A 14724-nucleotide genomic window follows, 5' to 3' on the forward strand; every position below is an offset into this window, starting at 1 on the left:
CATACTTTAACGCTAAGCTACGAAAACTTATCCCCTGGATAAGATGGTCATTGATGATCTTTTCTTCTTTTAGCTTGTTCATCTTTTACACTATTTAAGTGTAAACTTATTTTAGGACAAGTCATTTGGGATTTGGGAGGTAGGATTTGGGAGGGAAATATTTAGTAAGGCACACGCGGCACACGTGAGCCAGCACGTGTCAAGTGGCATGGCTGGAGTTAAAAGATGTTTTGCTGGCGCACGCGTGCCGCGTGTGTCATAATTAATAGTTAGGGAACCTTGCTTGTGGGATGCCAAAGTTAATTCGGCATGACTGTATCTTTCCTGAGAGGGGAAACGCTTACCCATCGGTAAATAATAATGAATAAACTGAACAGGTATTTACCCGGTTAATAATTGTGAAATAATTTTCTTATTTATTAATATAGGGGTTCTAAACCTTTACCAATATAAACCGCCGGGATCTTGAAATGAAAAGTGTTGATGAAAAGCTATTTCACCTTTTGGTGAGCAGCGTGAAAGATTATTCGATAGTATTAATAGATATTAACGGCGAGGTGCTGAGCTGGAATGCAGGCGCCGAAAATATCAAAGGTTACAAAAGCGAGGAAATTATTGGTAAAAACATCTCCATATTTTATAAACAGGATGATAACGAAAGGTTACAGTTGCGGCATAACCTTAACCAGGCGCTAAAAAACGGCAAATATGAGTGTGAGGGTTGGAGGGTACGCAAAGATGGCAGCGTTTTTTGGGCGAATGTGGTTTTTACCACCCTTTATAATGATGCCGGCCACCTGATAGGTTTTGCCAAGGTTACCCGCGACATTACCGGGCAAAAACAAAATGAGCAGATAGCGGCGGCCAATAAGGCTAACCTGGAGCGGGAGGTAAAGGCAAAAAGCGAAAAGATAATTGCTAACGAGTTGCGCTTTAGGGAACTTATTGAAAATAGTTATGATGGCTACTCGCTGTTTAATGCCGAAATGAAGGTGATTTACCGCAGCCGCTCGTCTGAGCGTATTAACGGGTGGACCTATACCGACAGGGAGGCCGAAAACATCATGGCCATTCTTCACCCGGATGATGTTCCCCTGATGCAGCAGGGTTTGCCCGGCTTGCTAAATAACCCCGAGATCCCGGTTCATTTTACGGTACGAGTAAGGCATAAGCAGGGCCACTATGTTTGGGTGCAAGGCGTGTTTACCAATATGCTTGCCGATAAACATATCGGAGCTATCATCTGTAATTTTAGGGACGTTACCCGGCAAAAGATGATAGAAGATGAGCGGGAGAAGATGACGGCAACCCTGTTACAGCGTAATAAGGACCTGGAGGAATTCGCGTACATGGTATCGCATAACCTGCGGGCACCCGTGGCCAATATTGCGGGCCTTATAGGCATCCTCAACAACAGCGAATTTGATACTACCGACTACATACATAGCCTGCAAGCTCTTGATCAGTCTGTCACTAACCTCGATAATGTAATTAAAAAAATGAATGACATTTTGCAGGTAGGGGGTAGTAATAGGTAATAGTTTGAGGCACTGGCGGAATGCGTGGGCCGAAGTGGAAAGAAGTTATGTTTACAAATGATGAAAATAATTGAAGCTACAAAACTGATATCTAAAGGACTGTCTTTTTTGAATAACTGCAATTATTTAAAAGCTTTAAATAATGATATTTTCGAAAATATAGCGTATCAGATAATTACTTACTCTAGCGACTTTAATCAAAAAGAAATTGAGTTTGTGTTAGCAGCGGAAAGAGAATATATCGATATAATTATAAGAAGGATCAATAAAGCGGCTGATGATGAAGATGACGATAACTCCGTTAATATCAATGATGCGGCATGGTTATTAAGGGGGGGGGAGTATAACGAGGAAACATTCAATTATAATTTATCTGGCAGAGAGAATGTGATAGCTAACGCCATTGACTTGATTTATCGAAATAAAGACTTTTTTTGTAGCACGAATTGGTTTGATATGGAGGCTTTAAAAAAAAGAAAAACGGAATATTATAAGAATAAATTTAATATTGATATTTCCTTATATGATTCAAAAGATAAACCGTTGTATCGGTTTAAAGAGGCTACTCAATTTTTACAAAACGAAGGTTGGGAGTTAATACAAGATTCTGATACAATGCCTTTTTATAAACGCAAAGTTTGGTTTATTTCATTTAAGAAAGGTGAGGATATTATAAAGATAGCCCAAGCTGATTGGAGAGATAGTTATTATATTTATCAATTAATTTTTAATGGTAATTTATTGGCCGAAATTAATGCCAACAACTACAAAACAACTGCTGATATGGCGAGCCATATCAAATATCTTATCAAAGAATTGATATAACCCTCGCACGCGTGCCGCATTTGCCATGAACTGAGATAGCAGCAGCGTCATCCTGAACTTTTTTCAGGATCTCTCAGGACAACTAAGAACCTTGCTTGTGGGATGCCGAAATAAATTCGGCAAGACTGGAGTTTGTTAAAGTAGTAAAGTACAACGCCGGCCCTAAGGCAGCGCCGGTGCCATAATTGAACAGCCTCTAGAATGCCATCTTTCGCCTTACCAGTATGCTATCTATGCGTTTGCCTATGGCGTTTAATACGTGCTCGTCCAAAAAGTCTTCGTTGCGCTGCATCCATTCACTGCCCAGCTTAAACAAGGTGGCCGCCTTGCCATCGGGGAATTTTACGTTCCAAACGTGCCAGGTTTTAAAGTAGGCACTGGTAATTTCTATCAGTTGAAGGGTTCCATCGGGCAATTTAATTTTGTGTTTCATGGTATAGCAGATAGTTGTAGAGCGATGTCCTATAATTACGTTTAAAAACGCCCGAATATTGTAGGTTGTTTGTCGCCAAATTGTCTGTTTTGGTGGTACAACGCTAAGCCGCTAATTATCAATCTCAAAAAAATTAAAGCGGGCTTTTATTCGCCCGGTTCTTTTGCATCAAATACACCGGCCTTATAATCTTTAAGGTATTGTTTATAGTAGGTTTTGATCTTTTTAGCGTATGCTGAGGCATAGTTCAGCACTTCCTCCTGCCAATCGTCTGCCTTCCCAAAGGCCATCAGCTCATCAATAGTAGCCGAGCGCTGGATGCCGCCGCTGCGTAGCTGCGAGGAGGCGGTAAGCATGGCCATTTCGTCTATCACCTCATACAGGTCGCGGTAATCATCGCGGATCATCTTAAAGTTGATGGAATCTTTTACGGGCTGCAATTCCTGTATCACATAATCATCTCCTCTAAAGCTGGTGGTGCTTAGCAGCATGGGCGTTACATACTGCATGCGCTGCTGTATGGTAATAATACGCTGGGCGTTATTATCCCACTCGGGTTGTTTGGTATTTATATAATTGCCAAGAGCCGAGGGCATCGACTGCTTCATATCTATCAACAGGTATTGGTTACGCACGTTGATGCTTTTGAGCAGGAAAAGGTAGCGCTTTACCCCAATACTACCCGTACCCGCCAGCCTAAACACACAGCTTTTTACCTTATAGCTGTTTGGGCTATCGGTGCTTTGGTTTATCCAGGTGGTAAGGTGGGCAATAAGTTCGGCGCGGAGCTTTTTATCTACCTTAAAATGGCGCTCATTCTCTAAAGAAAGCACAACCTTGTTCTTTTTTGTCTCAGTGCGCTTTTCCAGCAGCCGGCTGGCCTTGCTGTTTTCGGCGGCTTTTAAAAACTTGCACACGATGCCCTTTGCCGTGCGCGGCTCTATTGCGTAGGCCTTGCCTTTTGCCAGCGTTGCCGAGTAGGTTTTAAGAAACAATTTAGCCATGCGCCCGGCACGCTCGGCATCTATCTTCAAGCTTTCGAAGCCGATAAAAATACTCGTCACCAAACGCGATACTTCGTAAAAAGCAGGGGCGAGAATGGCCTCGTCAAAATCATTCAGGTCAAAATAAACCAGTTTGTTTTCGCCGCGGTAGCTGCCAAAGTTTTCGAGGTGCAGGTCGCCGCAGATCCATGTTACGGGTGTTTTGGGGAGTTTATTGTACCCTGCCAGGTCCTGGTAAAACAGCGGGCAGGTGCCGCGGTAAAACCTAAAGGCATTCTCGGCCATGGCTTCATATTTATGTGGCAGCATTTGTGGCAGCAAGCCCTCGTTAAAAGCAATAATACGGTCGGAAAGTGCAGACATCAGGTTTAGATATATTGTACCCCTAATAATATGCTTTACCCTAAAATGGTTTGAGGTTAAAAAATTAATTAGTAGGGTAGTTGGGTTAGCCTTTTTCTTTCTTCCAGGCTGCCTTCACGCTTTTGTATTGCGGGTTAGCCTCGGCCTGTTTGTATAGATGGTAGAAAACGGCTGCTGCGCGGGCCTTTTCATCTTCGCCGGTGCCGCGGTCCAACTGGGCGTAGTTGTTTTGCTCGTCGTATTTTTTTCCGCCTTTGTAATTGGCGTAGCGGCGGGCGCGGGTATAGCCCATCTGCAGAAATTTGCGGGCCATATCGGCGCCTACAAAATCTCCGGCAGTTAAATAATCCAGAAACATGTGGTAGATAACATCGCTGCTTTGCCGCGCGATGGGCTCGGTTTTAAAGCGCCAGTGCTGGCCAATTTGGCTTTTGTAAGGTTCGCAAATGAGCACGCCCTGCTCACCTTTTCCAACGCGGTATTTTTCGGGGTGGGCGCGGTAATCTATATCCGGTTTCCAGGGATAGGCAGCTTTATTAAAATTAAGGTATGAGGGTTTATCGGCCATAGCTTATCAACAGGCATGGCGGGCGGGATGTTTGGTTAGTATAAATTCTTCTGTAAATGGTAGTGGGTGCCGCCAAGTAATTGCTTTTCGCCCTGCTCTACAAAACCCAGATCGGTGTAGAGTTTTTTGGCTTTGTGGTTGCCTTTATCTACCAGCAGGCCAACAGTAGCGTGCCCCAACTCTTCGGCGCGTTCAAACAAGGCGTTAAATAGTTTTTTGGCGATGCCTTTTCCCTGGTGCCCCGGTAATACGGCGAGGCAGTCAATGTAATATTCGCCGTGTTGGGTCTCATCCTCGGGTGTGCCGGTGAACCCTAATTTTGTGCGGGTATAATTGAGGAAAGGCCGGCGCAACACTTCAAGCTTAGCGCCATCATAAGCCATGATCATTCCGCAGGTTTCGCCTTGCTCATCCCATGTTAAAATGTTGGTGTAGCTGTACTGGTTGCCGGTAAGCTTCGCGAAGTGTTGAAATAACTCCAACTGTTTTGCAGGATCATCGCTATTGGCAAATTTGGCGGCAAGCGGGCCCATTGCTGATATAATAAGGTGCGAGATAGCTGTAGCATCAGCAGGCGTGGCTTGGCGTATCATAGTGATGTAAAGTAGTAAGAATGTAAATTAGCAGCAATATCAGGCTGCTACAAAAATGCCATCGCCCATTACCTGCCTGATATCCAGATCTACAAGCGAGATCAGTTCTGAACAGCACAGCAGGCAGGTGTGCTTTTTTCTGAAGGTTGAAATTGTGTAAGGCAACCGCAATACCTGGGCGTATTTATGGTTATATACCGAGCCAAAGCAGGCTTTGTTAAAACAGTAGTAAGATATGCTTAATTCGGTTTTCATACTTCACGGTTCATAAAAAAAGCTTCCTTTAAGAAGCTTGTTTCCATTGGTAGATGGTATATATGGATCAGGCAATTATGCCTGTAAATTGCACTTGCATGTTGTTAAAAGTCTTTAAACAAAAGGCTTTTTCTTTAAACAGGCTAACCACTTTGGCTTCTATTTTTTTTACAGTGCTGTTTCTTTTGATGTGTACTACTTTCATATTATTGGTTTATCCAATTCCGTGCCAGTAATGATCAGGGCGGCGTAAACTATACAACCACGTAGAAATACCTGTACAATTTTGCTACAAAAACAAAAACGGCTGTCTAAATAATAGACAGCCGTTCAATTATAGCTAAAAAGTGTACACTTACTTAGCCGGTGTTATAATAATGTTCCGGTAATCAATTGGTCCATGGTCGCCTTGTATAAACAATGGGCCCGGCTCACCTTCCTTGCTATCAATAGCTCCACCGGTAAGGCCCGGTATTATTTGCCTGGTAATAACTTCGGTACCGTTGGCAACGATGGTTATCATTCGGCCAACTAAAGTAATATCGTATGACTGCCATTCGCCGGCGTTTTTAGCCATCATTTTGTTTGGCGGCAAAAAGCCATATACCGAACTGAATTGATTGTTGATAGGCTCGGGTTCGTCGGTTTTGGTATCGATGATCTGGATTTCGTAACGGCCGCGCAGGTAAACGCCGCTATTGCTGCCCTGTTTATAACGGAACTCGATGTGCAGTTTAAAATCGTTAAATTTTTTGTCGCTGATGAGGTTTGCGCCCGATTTAAGGCTGCGCAGTATACCATTCTCTACTATCCACTGGTTTTTACCATCCGTATGAAAGCCTTTGGTATCCTTACCGTTAAATAAGCGGATAGGTTTGCCCCATACAGGTGCTTTGGTGCGAATCAGTTCGGGCGCGCGTTCGCCTGTAAAATTATAGCTTTTACCATCGGTGTAAACCATGGTGCCTTTTATGGTGTTGCCGCTTACTTCAAATTCAAAATCCATATTGCGGGTGCCTTCTTCCCATTGCGGAGGGATAGAAAAGCTATACTTGCCACCGGCAGGTTTTACCTCAGATATTGGCCTCGCGCTGCCAAAAGCATAAGTAAAGCGGCCTATAAGCGTATGTGTGCCCGATTTTTGAACCTCCAACCATGAAGGAATGGCCTTGCCATCTTTTTGCATGGTAATATCCCAGCGGCCAATTACATCGGGGGCTTTGTCAATTAATGCTGCTTTTGCCGGTATAGCCGTGCTTAAAAAAATAAGTAAAGCCATTACCATTTGTAGCCCGGCAAGGCGGGAGATAGTTTTGCTGATCATATTCGGTAAAAATTTGGTTTGTAAATAGATGCCTAAGCTACAAACTAAATCGGCAAATTAAAATGAAGTTGTACCGTGGGGATCAAAAGGCTTTAGATTTTTTACTGATTATACCCTCGGCAAAGTCGCCGGTTTTACCAAATACATATCCTTTTGCCTGCGCCCAGCTTATAAAGTCTTTAAGGCGGTTCACAAAAGGTTCGCCCGAGTTTTTGGCGACATAGACGGGCAGGCCTAATTTTTCTTTATCGTGCAGGTTGGTAAACTCCCAGGGGTGAAAGTAAAGGTTTAGGTAACCATCTTTTTTATAAGCGCTATTGCTAAGCCATTTAATAAGCGGCATAGGCAGGTTATGAAAGCTAAGCCAAAAAAGCGGGAACCTGATCAATGGCGATACCGACGCGGGGATCTGCAATACATTATGATCGTAAAACCAGGTGCGCGGTTTATCAAAATTATTATAGCGCCCCGGCAGCCAGGTAGGGTTTAGGGATGAGTTGTAGGCATACCCGGCCTTTTCTATTTCTGCCTCATCAACAGGCATCATCCGCGCCATGCGGAAACCCGTCACAGGTTTTCCCGAGATCTCCTCAAGTTTAAGCTTTGATTGTAAAAGATGTTCGGCTTTAAAATCTGAATGGTAATAGCCATGCGATGCCAGTTCGTGGCCCTGCGAAACAATCGCCTCAATAACATCTGGCTTGTGGATGGCATAATTAGCCGTACAAAAAAAGGTAGCCTTTATACCCGCGGCTTGCAGCACATTAAGCACTTTAAGGGTGCCGGCGGTTGAAATGGCTAACTGTTCATCAAAAGGAAGCGATTTGCCATACTCAAAGGGCATATCAAATTCCTCTACATCAAACCCCAATAAGATCATTATTTACAAGGGTAAGGTTTGTAGAACGGATAATGTAATTTGGGCGATTTTTTGACTGCATAAATATTTTGCCCACATATGTACCTATGATGCCCAATACCAATAATTGCAGGCCGCCAAAGAAAGCTATGGTGGCAATAATAGATGCCCAGCCGGTAACCGCATTACCGGTTACATAACTAATAAGCACATATGGAATGTATAAAATGGCCAGGGCCGAAAATGTTAAACCAATACCGCTAACAATATAAAGCGGGCGGGCGCTAAACGTCATGATGCTGCGCAGGGCAAGTTTAAGCAATTTAAAAAAGGAGTAGCTGGCTTCGCCGGTATGCCTTTTAGATGGGGTATATGGTATGCCCAATTGCTTGTACCCCGTCCATTTAATGATGCCCCTTAAAAATATTTCGTACTCGTCAATCTGCTTTAGCTGGTCCACAACCTTCTTATCCATCAGCCTGAAATCGGCGGTGCCGTTCTCCAGCTTAATGTCCGACAGCATATTGATGCCCTTGTAAAACATTTTTGATGTAGCCTTTTGGTAGCTTTTGGCGTGAGGGTTGGCGTTTTGACGATAGGTGTAAACAATATCGTAGGTGTTTTCCCAATAGCTCAGCATCTTCAGGATCATTTCCGGCGGGTGCTGCATATCGGCATCCATGGTTATTACCACATCCCCTTTGGCCATGCTAATGCCCGCTTTAAGGGCGTGGTCTTTACCAAAATTTCTCGATAGCTCTATGTAGTAAACATTGCGGTGCAGCTCCGAATTAAATTTGAGCTCGTTAAGGGTATTGTCCCTGCTACCGTCATCTACAAATATCAGTTCGTAATTATAGTCGGTTTGCATCAGCACTTCGTTGATCTGGCCAATCAAAAAAGCAATGTTCCTTTCTTCGTTGTACGTAGGGATTACAATAGAAATCTTCTTTTTTACAGAGGGTACCATTTAACAATAGTTAGGGGATGTAAATGTTGCGGGCCGTTTTAATATTTTATCATTTAACCTGAAGCGAATGTTGCCCTTTAACATTACGTTGAGGCACACCCTAATGATACATTCCTTGTAACATTAAAGTTGCAAGGCTATACATGGTGTAACATTCGCGTTACAAATATAAAAATATTACGACATATGCAACTGTTAAATAACTGTAAATTAAAACGGATGAATTCTATTTACTGCTGTTTGGCGTCACTTTCGGGTAAAGCTTCTGCAGAGAAATTACGCGTTAAAGTTTCGTAGATTATTTTAAGCCATATTAAAAATACGGGCAGCACTTTTAACCTGTAAGGCTGTATATACATACGGTTAATGGTTTTCGGGAAAAGGTCTGACGAGGCGAAACTTGTGATGATAATAGCAAAAACCAGCAGGAACACATCAAAGCCCGTAGGTTTATCTAAATTCATGTACCAAATGGAAACGCCCGCAAACGCGATGATAAATGTCGCCGATTCGGCCGAGCTGCTGAATATGACCGTGAAAATTAAAACGGATGCCAGTATGAGCAATTGATACTGCGTTGACCTGTAATGTTTGATACGCAGGTACGACAGGCCAAATACTACTAAAGCAGGCGCTATTACATACAGGTTGTTCAATGCAGGGTAAAAGAGCCTGCGCACCATCCCCATAACGCAGTAATCCTGCATTTTAGAGCCTTCGTTCTCGGCATTTTTGGCAATAAGGTCGTAAAACCAGTCGTGATAGGTGCGGATGATGAACGATGGTGACGATATGGCCATTGGCAACACAAATAGCACGGCCGACCAGAATATAAAGCTTGCGATAAACTTTAATTTATTGTCTGAAAAGAAGAAGAACGCAAGGCCAACAATGCCGTAAAGTTTGGTAAAGGTACCCAAGGCTATCATGAGCGCAGCCCAAAAATCCTGCTTGCGCTTAATAAAGTTAAAGCTGAGAATAATAAGAGCCGTTATAAGCGGGTTAGACTGAAAGTAAAGGGTGGACCCTACGAGGTCATTGGCGCAGAGTAATAAAATAATCACGTATTTATGCCCGGCCAGGGGCAGCATTTGAATGGCTTTAAACAATACAAAGGCGCTGAACGCTACCCAAAGTATAATGCCAACACTATCGGGCAGCAGGGCAAAGGGCGCAATGATCAACGCGAATACCGGGCCGTAGTGGTTACGGTCGAAATAAAACTCGGGCTGCTGAACGTACAGGTTTTGCTGCGAGATGGTGTTTAAAAAGTTATGCTTAAATATGAGGTAGTTATTGATTGGCTGATGCGTTAAAACGCCTTTTAAAGCTAAAAGTAGGCATACGCCAAACCATAAGGAGTACACAAAGGGCTTATTATAAATAAGCCGGGTAAGCGCTTGTTTCATTAATTAGGGGATTTAATGGATGCGAATATACAAACTCCGCTATTATCTGTAATATTCTTATACGCTCTTTTTAATAAGAGCGATACAGGCGTTTAGCTTTTGGATGATGAGCGCTATTGGAAGGTCTTCATTAGGGTCTATCACTACAGATTGGTATTGGTCTTTAGGCTTTATACCCGCATTTGCCTGCTGCAAACTTTTATCAATACAAAAGCCCATTTTCAACTTTTTACGGTCGAGCCAAAGATAGGCCAGCTTTTTGTCGTGATAGGTAAAGAACGGGATTTGGAATTTACGCACATGCCTGATATCTGGATCGACCCGCAAAACAATATCTCTCAGCGCCAGCAGGCAGCTTTGGTAAGGCTCGGGCTTAGAGAGGTAGTAGCTTTCGAGGGTTTTGGGCTGCATATGTTGTTAAGACATAAGTGTAATTGATCAATTACGGATGCACCGTTGCCCAGCCCTCGTACTGGCGCAGGATGATCTCGCCGTTTCCGCTGGGTACATAGAAGATGAAGGGGAAAAGTTCACTCTTATCAATCTTTCGCTCTCTTATGGTATTGCTGCACTCGGTTAACAGCACGCCTTTGGCTTGCAGATCTTTTAATTTTTGTTCAAAAATGCCGCTCTTCATGTACACGGCTACGCCATCGCCAAAGGCCACCAATTGGATGAAAAGTTTTCCTTTGAGGCGCGGGTCTTCCAGCGCGTTGTTGATGTTGCGCAGGGTGCCGGTTATTTTTTTCTCGTCGCCCGAGTTGAGGATGTACAAGGCGTTATAATGTTTAAGCTTAGCTGTAGCGCCGGTAAACACCGAGTCTTGTTGCTGCGCGCAGGCAGGTTTTACAAATGCTAATAAAACGAATACCGATAGGATGAGATACTTTTTCATGATATGATGTTTTACAATTTTTGGTTGATGAGCGCGGTTTCCGCGGCTTTAATAGGTTTAAAGGGACCAAATTTATGCTGTTTTTCGCTAAAGCCATCGGCATAAGGGCCAAAGGGCGCGTCAATGGGTTTTTTCTTCAGGTCGGGCCAGTCTGTTTGTTGGTCACGATGGGGGCGGGGCTGCGAGTTTACAAACGCGGCTACATTCCAGGCCTCTTCATCGGTGAGTTGCGGGTTTTTGTAAGTTGTTCCAAAAGGCATGTTGTTTTTCACAAATGCGGCAAAGTTGCTTAAACGATACATGCCGGCACCATCATTATAACTATGCTTACCCCATAATGGCGGGTACGTATACGCTTTATTATCGGCAGTGGGCAGGCCTTCGCCATTTGCGCCGTGGCAGGTTTTACATTTTGCTACAAATACCTGCCTGCCTTTTGCCGGGTCGGCCGCGTTATTCATAAAGGCCAGTTTAGTAGCGCCAGCCCCGAATGTTTTTTGGCCTTTACTCGTATTTTTGCCTACCCATGTTAAGTAAGCCAGCATGGCGCGTACTTCGGGTCCGGCGGTATCCGGCGCTTGCCCGGCAAGGCTGCGCTCAAAGCAATCTGTTATTCGTTTTGATGGTGGCTCAACTCTGCCTGTGCGGTTACTTATTTTAGGGTAACTGCTCATAAACACCCCGAAGTTATTGCCGAATAATTTGGTGCCCCCCGTTAGGTGGCAGTTCTGGCAATTCATGCCGTTGCTTATTTTAGCAATGCTGCCTTGCGGGCCAAAATACCGGGCAGTGTGCATGATAAGTTCGCGCCCGTACCTGATGGTTTCGCCGGCTTTGCCCGCGGGAATGGTATTGTCATCAGGCGCATGCCAAATACTATCTGTTGAAGTTGAGGTTTTTTGCGCGCCACCGGCCGGAGTATGAGAGTTACATGCAGAAATTAACACCGCGATTATAGGAATGCAGGTAATTAAGCCCCTAATTATATACCCGGTATCTTTTGGCTGTTGATGCATTTAAACTTAATGATCAAAAATACATTTAAAAGACCGGGATTATATGACAGGTGGCAGATTAATATCTTGAACAAAAAAAAGCCTTTAGTCTTTCAACTAAAGGCTTTCTGTTTGAATGTATTATCGGTTATGCAGCTTTTACCAAAGTTTTAACGCGGCCTAATAACTGATCGAGGTCAAAAGGTTTTGCTAAAAAATCATTAGCGCCCGCGTTCATAGCTATGGTTTTTCCGTCTCCGCTTGCCGAAATTACAATAACGGGCAGATCCTTGGTTTCGGGATTGTTTCTTAAAGCTTTTAACACCTGGTCGCCGGATAGTACAGGCATCCACAGGTCCAGCACTAACAGGTCGGGGTTTTCTTTTGTGATGATAGACGCGATGTTAAGGCTGTTAATTTCGGGCACGGTTTCGTAGCCCTCATCATTAAACACCATTTCTAACAGGTCTAATATTCCTTCATCGTCATCGCAGATCATAATTTTAGCGGGCATCTTGGGCTCCTTTCTGTTCTGATAACGGAAGCGTAAAGCTAAACACCGATCCCTTACCGGGTTCACTTTCTACCCATATGCTTCCCTCGTGATTGCGGATAATTTCGGCGCATATATATAGCCCGATACCCATGCCAGGGAAACGTTGTTGTGTACTACCTACCCGATAAAACCTGTCAAATATTTTCGGCTGTTCATCCCGTGGTATCCCCACACCATTATCTGTTATAGCGCACTTGATATAATCGCTCACTACTGATAGGTGTACACCAACCGTTTGATGGTTTGGCGAATATTTGATGGCGTTACTTAATAAATTGGTAATTACCTGTGTTATATGCGATTCGTCACCGTTAAAAGTGCAGCCTGTTTTACCCGTAACGGTAATTTTGTGCGAATGGCCGGCCTGCTGCAGGTTTTCAACAGCATCGGCAACTGCGGCATCAAAATCAAACGGTACTTTGTGCAGCTCGATATTCCCGGATTGTATCCTCGAAACATCTAATAATTCGCTAATAAGGTTGTTAAGCCTTTCTACATAGGTTGTAGTTTTTTCAACAGCGCCTTTAAGCTTTTCGTTTTGTATGTCGGCAGTGAGGCGGCCAATTATTTGTATATAGCCTTTTATAGTGGTTAAAGGCGTTTTTAATTCATGGCTGGCGATTGATAAAAAATCATCCTTTCGCTGCTCAATAGCCCGGCGCTCGGTAATATCCTCAATGGCTATCAGGATCCTGTCTTTATACTGTCCCTCAAGCTCTATGCGGTGAGCATTTAAAAGCATCAGTTTTTTACCTATATGCGGAAAATCGTGGCTTACCTCAAAATCTATAATCGGGTTGTTGGTGGGGAGTATCTTCTCCAATAATTTTTTTAGTTCGGGTATATTCCATTGGCCGTTACCAAGGTCATATAATAACTTACCTTCAGTCTCCTCACGCGATACCTTAAATGTTTTGATGAAGTGGGAATTAACGCTCAGCACTTTCAGGTTTGGCGATAGCACTATCAAACTTTCGCGCACGGTTTGTACAATGCTTGCCAGGTATTCTTCGCTTTCGCGGAGGCTTTGGGTACGCTCCTCAATGCGTTGCTCCATCTTTTTCTTGTCAGACTGTAACTCTTCTTCTGCAAGTTTCCTGCGGGTAACGTCATTTTGCACGCCAATAAAAAATAAAACGTTGCCGTTTTCATCTGTTATGGGCGACATGTAAAGTTCATTCCAAAAAAGTGTACCATCCTTTTTGTAGTTACGTATCTCAACCACACATTTTCCACCTTCTTTAATGGCGTTAAACAACGTTTCGCGGGCCGGCTGGTTGCGGTCTTCCTGCTGAAGAAAGCGGCAATTATGGCCAATAATCTCAGACCGTGTGTAACCTGTTATATCTTCAAATGACTTGTTGCAATAAATGATAGGGTTATCCGGTTGTTGATGATCCGTAATAATAATGCCTGAAATAGAAGCATCCAGTGCTCCAGTTAACAACTGGAAGTCTTGTTTTGACGTTTGATTAGTAAAGGAAAATTGTCCTCTTTGTAAGCTATCCAATTTTAAAATTTTACATTATAATACATGCAAGTGCCTATAATGTTTTGAGCTTTTGTTACATGCATGTGATTAACCTGGTTGCTGAGTGTCAGATGATGGCTTTGTATAACCAAAAGATTTAATTAACGCCCTTGATCTTTCAGCTAAATTCAATCATTTTAGGTCGTAAAAACAATCTTAAGAAACAGCATCTATTTTTAATTTACCTTTTATTTTTATGATGATGAGGTTAATGGTGACCGTTTCCTTTTGTAGCTTCCCCTTTTCATTATATTCCTCATAATAATAAGATACGGTGTATGAGTTTGGGGTTTTACTATCTCTTTTAATGGTTAAAGTTTTAGCATAACTGGCATCACTATCCTGCCCTTTTATGAAAGGATCGCCATCGGTTTCTTCAACCAATTTTTTATATAAACGCTCACATTTTGAGGTGCAGTATTTCTTTCTTAATTCAAGTAATTCGTCTCCGGTATCTTTCGAAAAACTGGTCATATAAGCGGTATAGAATGTTTTAAGCATAGCCTTTACCCGGCTTTCGTCGGTATGTTGTGCCTTCGACACGGCCGAAGCTGCCAAAAACAGGCATAGTATTAAAGCCTTTTTCATTCCAGTTAAGTTATCTTG

At 43.2% G+C, this 14724-nt stretch carries 18 protein-coding genes; 2 read left to right on the forward strand and 16 right to left on the reverse strand.

Translation table 11 applies throughout. The annotated features are described in order from the left end of the window. The first annotated feature begins 470 nt into the window (after positions 1 to 470). Positions 471 to 1538 carry a PAS domain-containing protein gene (locus ACFQZI_RS09625; RefSeq protein ID WP_377141774.1) on the forward strand — a complete coding sequence of 356 codons (1068 nt, stop codon included), beginning with the start codon at positions 471 to 473 and terminating at the stop codon, positions 1536 to 1538. Positions 1539 to 1595: 57 nt separating this feature from the next. After that, on the forward strand, positions 1596 to 2363 hold the full coding sequence (locus ACFQZI_RS09630) for a hypothetical protein (protein ID WP_377141776.1): 768 nt from the start codon (positions 1596 to 1598) through the stop codon (positions 2361 to 2363). A gap of 196 nt (positions 2364 to 2559) precedes the next feature. Here ACFQZI_RS09630 and ACFQZI_RS09635 read toward each other — a convergent pair whose 3' ends face one another. The 16 genes from ACFQZI_RS09635 to ACFQZI_RS09710 all read right to left on the reverse strand — a co-directional run bounded on the left by ACFQZI_RS09635 (position 2560) and on the right by ACFQZI_RS09710 (position 14706). Next, entirely contained in the window at positions 2560 to 2796 is a 237-nt protein-coding gene (locus ACFQZI_RS09635) for a hypothetical protein (protein ID WP_377141780.1), read from the reverse strand. 146 nt (positions 2797 to 2942) lie between these two features. Further along, complete coding sequence (locus tag ACFQZI_RS09640; RefSeq protein WP_377141782.1) at positions 2943 to 4163, reverse strand: DUF2252 domain-containing protein; 1221 nt, start codon at positions 4161 to 4163, stop codon at positions 2943 to 2945. A gap of 85 nt (positions 4164 to 4248) precedes the next feature. Next, positions 4249 to 4731: a DUF4385 domain-containing protein gene (locus ACFQZI_RS09645; protein ID WP_377141785.1), complete on the reverse strand. Its 483-nt coding sequence runs from the start codon at positions 4729 to 4731 to the stop codon at positions 4249 to 4251. Between the two features lie 35 nt (positions 4732 to 4766). Then, positions 4767 to 5324: a GNAT family N-acetyltransferase gene (locus ACFQZI_RS09650; RefSeq protein WP_377141788.1), complete on the reverse strand. Its 558-nt coding sequence runs from the start codon at positions 5322 to 5324 to the stop codon at positions 4767 to 4769. A 39-nt stretch (positions 5325 to 5363) separates the two neighbouring features. After that, positions 5364 to 5579 carry a hypothetical protein gene (locus ACFQZI_RS09655; RefSeq protein ID WP_377141791.1) on the reverse strand — a complete coding sequence of 72 codons (216 nt, stop codon included), beginning with the start codon at positions 5577 to 5579 and terminating at the stop codon, positions 5364 to 5366. A 67-nt stretch (positions 5580 to 5646) separates the two neighbouring features. Continuing rightward, the gene (locus ACFQZI_RS09660) at positions 5647 to 5784 is read right to left on the reverse strand and encodes a hypothetical protein (RefSeq protein ID WP_377141794.1); all 138 of its coding nucleotides are present in this window, start codon (positions 5782 to 5784) and stop codon (positions 5647 to 5649) included. 150 nt (positions 5785 to 5934) lie between these two features. After that, on the reverse strand, positions 5935 to 6903 hold the full coding sequence (locus ACFQZI_RS09665; protein WP_377141797.1) for a 3-keto-disaccharide hydrolase: 969 nt from the start codon (positions 6901 to 6903) through the stop codon (positions 5935 to 5937). A gap of 82 nt (positions 6904 to 6985) precedes the next feature. Then, positions 6986 to 7783, reverse strand: a complete 798-nt coding sequence (locus ACFQZI_RS09670; RefSeq protein ID WP_377141799.1) for a polysaccharide deacetylase family protein — start codon at positions 7781 to 7783, stop codon at positions 6986 to 6988. Beyond that, positions 7764 to 8732, reverse strand: coding sequence for a glycosyltransferase family 2 protein (locus ACFQZI_RS09675; RefSeq protein WP_377141802.1), 969 nt, complete (start codon positions 8730 to 8732; stop codon positions 7764 to 7766). The genes ACFQZI_RS09670 and ACFQZI_RS09675 overlap by 20 nt, the downstream gene beginning before the upstream one ends. A gap of 230 nt (positions 8733 to 8962) precedes the next feature. Continuing rightward, on the reverse strand, positions 8963 to 10141 hold the full coding sequence (locus ACFQZI_RS09680; RefSeq protein WP_377141805.1) for a glycosyltransferase family 87 protein: 1179 nt from the start codon (positions 10139 to 10141) through the stop codon (positions 8963 to 8965). A gap of 57 nt (positions 10142 to 10198) precedes the next feature. After that, positions 10199 to 10552 carry a DUF1801 domain-containing protein gene (locus ACFQZI_RS09685; RefSeq protein WP_377141808.1) on the reverse strand — a complete coding sequence of 118 codons (354 nt, stop codon included), beginning with the start codon at positions 10550 to 10552 and terminating at the stop codon, positions 10199 to 10201. Between the two features lie 31 nt (positions 10553 to 10583). After that, positions 10584 to 11036, reverse strand: coding sequence for a DsrE family protein (locus ACFQZI_RS09690; RefSeq protein ID WP_377141811.1), 453 nt, complete (start codon positions 11034 to 11036; stop codon positions 10584 to 10586). Between the two features lie 11 nt (positions 11037 to 11047). Next, positions 11048 to 12052, reverse strand: coding sequence for a c-type cytochrome (locus ACFQZI_RS09695; RefSeq protein ID WP_377141813.1), 1005 nt, complete (start codon positions 12050 to 12052; stop codon positions 11048 to 11050). 127 nt (positions 12053 to 12179) lie between these two features. Continuing rightward, positions 12180 to 12545 carry a response regulator gene (locus ACFQZI_RS09700; protein ID WP_377141816.1) on the reverse strand — a complete coding sequence of 122 codons (366 nt, stop codon included), beginning with the start codon at positions 12543 to 12545 and terminating at the stop codon, positions 12180 to 12182. Beyond that, positions 12535 to 14034: an ATP-binding protein gene (locus ACFQZI_RS09705; protein ID WP_377141819.1), complete on the reverse strand. Its 1500-nt coding sequence runs from the start codon at positions 14032 to 14034 to the stop codon at positions 12535 to 12537. Before ACFQZI_RS09705 ends, ACFQZI_RS09700 begins: the two co-directional genes overlap by 11 nt. 240 nt (positions 14035 to 14274) lie before the next feature. Beyond that, complete coding sequence (locus ACFQZI_RS09710; protein ID WP_377141821.1) at positions 14275 to 14706, reverse strand: hypothetical protein; 432 nt, start codon at positions 14704 to 14706, stop codon at positions 14275 to 14277. Positions 14707 to 14724 lie beyond the last annotated feature (18 nt).

The organism is Mucilaginibacter lutimaris (genome assembly GCF_042676625.1).
GTDB lineage: Bacteria > Bacteroidota > Bacteroidia > Sphingobacteriales > Sphingobacteriaceae > Mucilaginibacter > Mucilaginibacter lutimaris.

Coding starts and splice junctions, on each gene's coding strand:
- ACFQZI_RS09640 (WP_377141782.1), bottom strand. CDS start 4,163: ATGTCTGCACTTTCCGACCGTATTATTGCTTTTAACGAGGGCTTGCTG.
- ACFQZI_RS09670 (WP_377141799.1), bottom strand. CDS start 7,783: ATGATCTTATTGGGGTTTGATGTAGAGGAATTTGATATGCCCTTTGAG.
- ACFQZI_RS09630 (WP_377141776.1), top strand. CDS start 1,596: ATGATGAAAATAATTGAAGCTACAAAACTGATATCTAAAGGACTGTCT.
- ACFQZI_RS09635 (WP_377141780.1), bottom strand. CDS start 2,796: ATGAAACACAAAATTAAATTGCCCGATGGAACCCTTCAACTGATAGAA.
- ACFQZI_RS09710 (WP_377141821.1), bottom strand. CDS start 14,706: ATGAAAAAGGCTTTAATACTATGCCTGTTTTTGGCAGCTTCGGCCGTG.
- ACFQZI_RS09690 (WP_377141811.1), bottom strand. CDS start 11,036: ATGAAAAAGTATCTCATCCTATCGGTATTCGTTTTATTAGCATTTGTA.
- ACFQZI_RS09650 (WP_377141788.1), bottom strand. CDS start 5,324: ATGATACGCCAAGCCACGCCTGCTGATGCTACAGCTATCTCGCACCTT.
- ACFQZI_RS09680 (WP_377141805.1), bottom strand. CDS start 10,141: ATGAAACAAGCGCTTACCCGGCTTATTTATAATAAGCCCTTTGTGTAC.
- ACFQZI_RS09655 (WP_377141791.1), bottom strand. CDS start 5,579: ATGAAAACCGAATTAAGCATATCTTACTACTGTTTTAACAAAGCCTGC.
- ACFQZI_RS09700 (WP_377141816.1), bottom strand. CDS start 12,545: ATGCCCGCTAAAATTATGATCTGCGATGACGATGAAGGAATATTAGAC.
- ACFQZI_RS09685 (WP_377141808.1), bottom strand. CDS start 10,552: ATGCAGCCCAAAACCCTCGAAAGCTACTACCTCTCTAAGCCCGAGCCT.
- ACFQZI_RS09675 (WP_377141802.1), bottom strand. CDS start 8,732: ATGGTACCCTCTGTAAAAAAGAAGATTTCTATTGTAATCCCTACGTAC.
- ACFQZI_RS09645 (WP_377141785.1), bottom strand. CDS start 4,731: ATGGCCGATAAACCCTCATACCTTAATTTTAATAAAGCTGCCTATCCC.
- ACFQZI_RS09665 (WP_377141797.1), bottom strand. CDS start 6,903: ATGATCAGCAAAACTATCTCCCGCCTTGCCGGGCTACAAATGGTAATG.
- ACFQZI_RS09660 (WP_377141794.1), bottom strand. CDS start 5,784: ATGAAAGTAGTACACATCAAAAGAAACAGCACTGTAAAAAAAATAGAA.
- ACFQZI_RS09625 (WP_377141774.1), top strand. CDS start 471: ATGAAAAGTGTTGATGAAAAGCTATTTCACCTTTTGGTGAGCAGCGTG.
- ACFQZI_RS09695 (WP_377141813.1), bottom strand. CDS start 12,052: ATGCATCAACAGCCAAAAGATACCGGGTATATAATTAGGGGCTTAATT.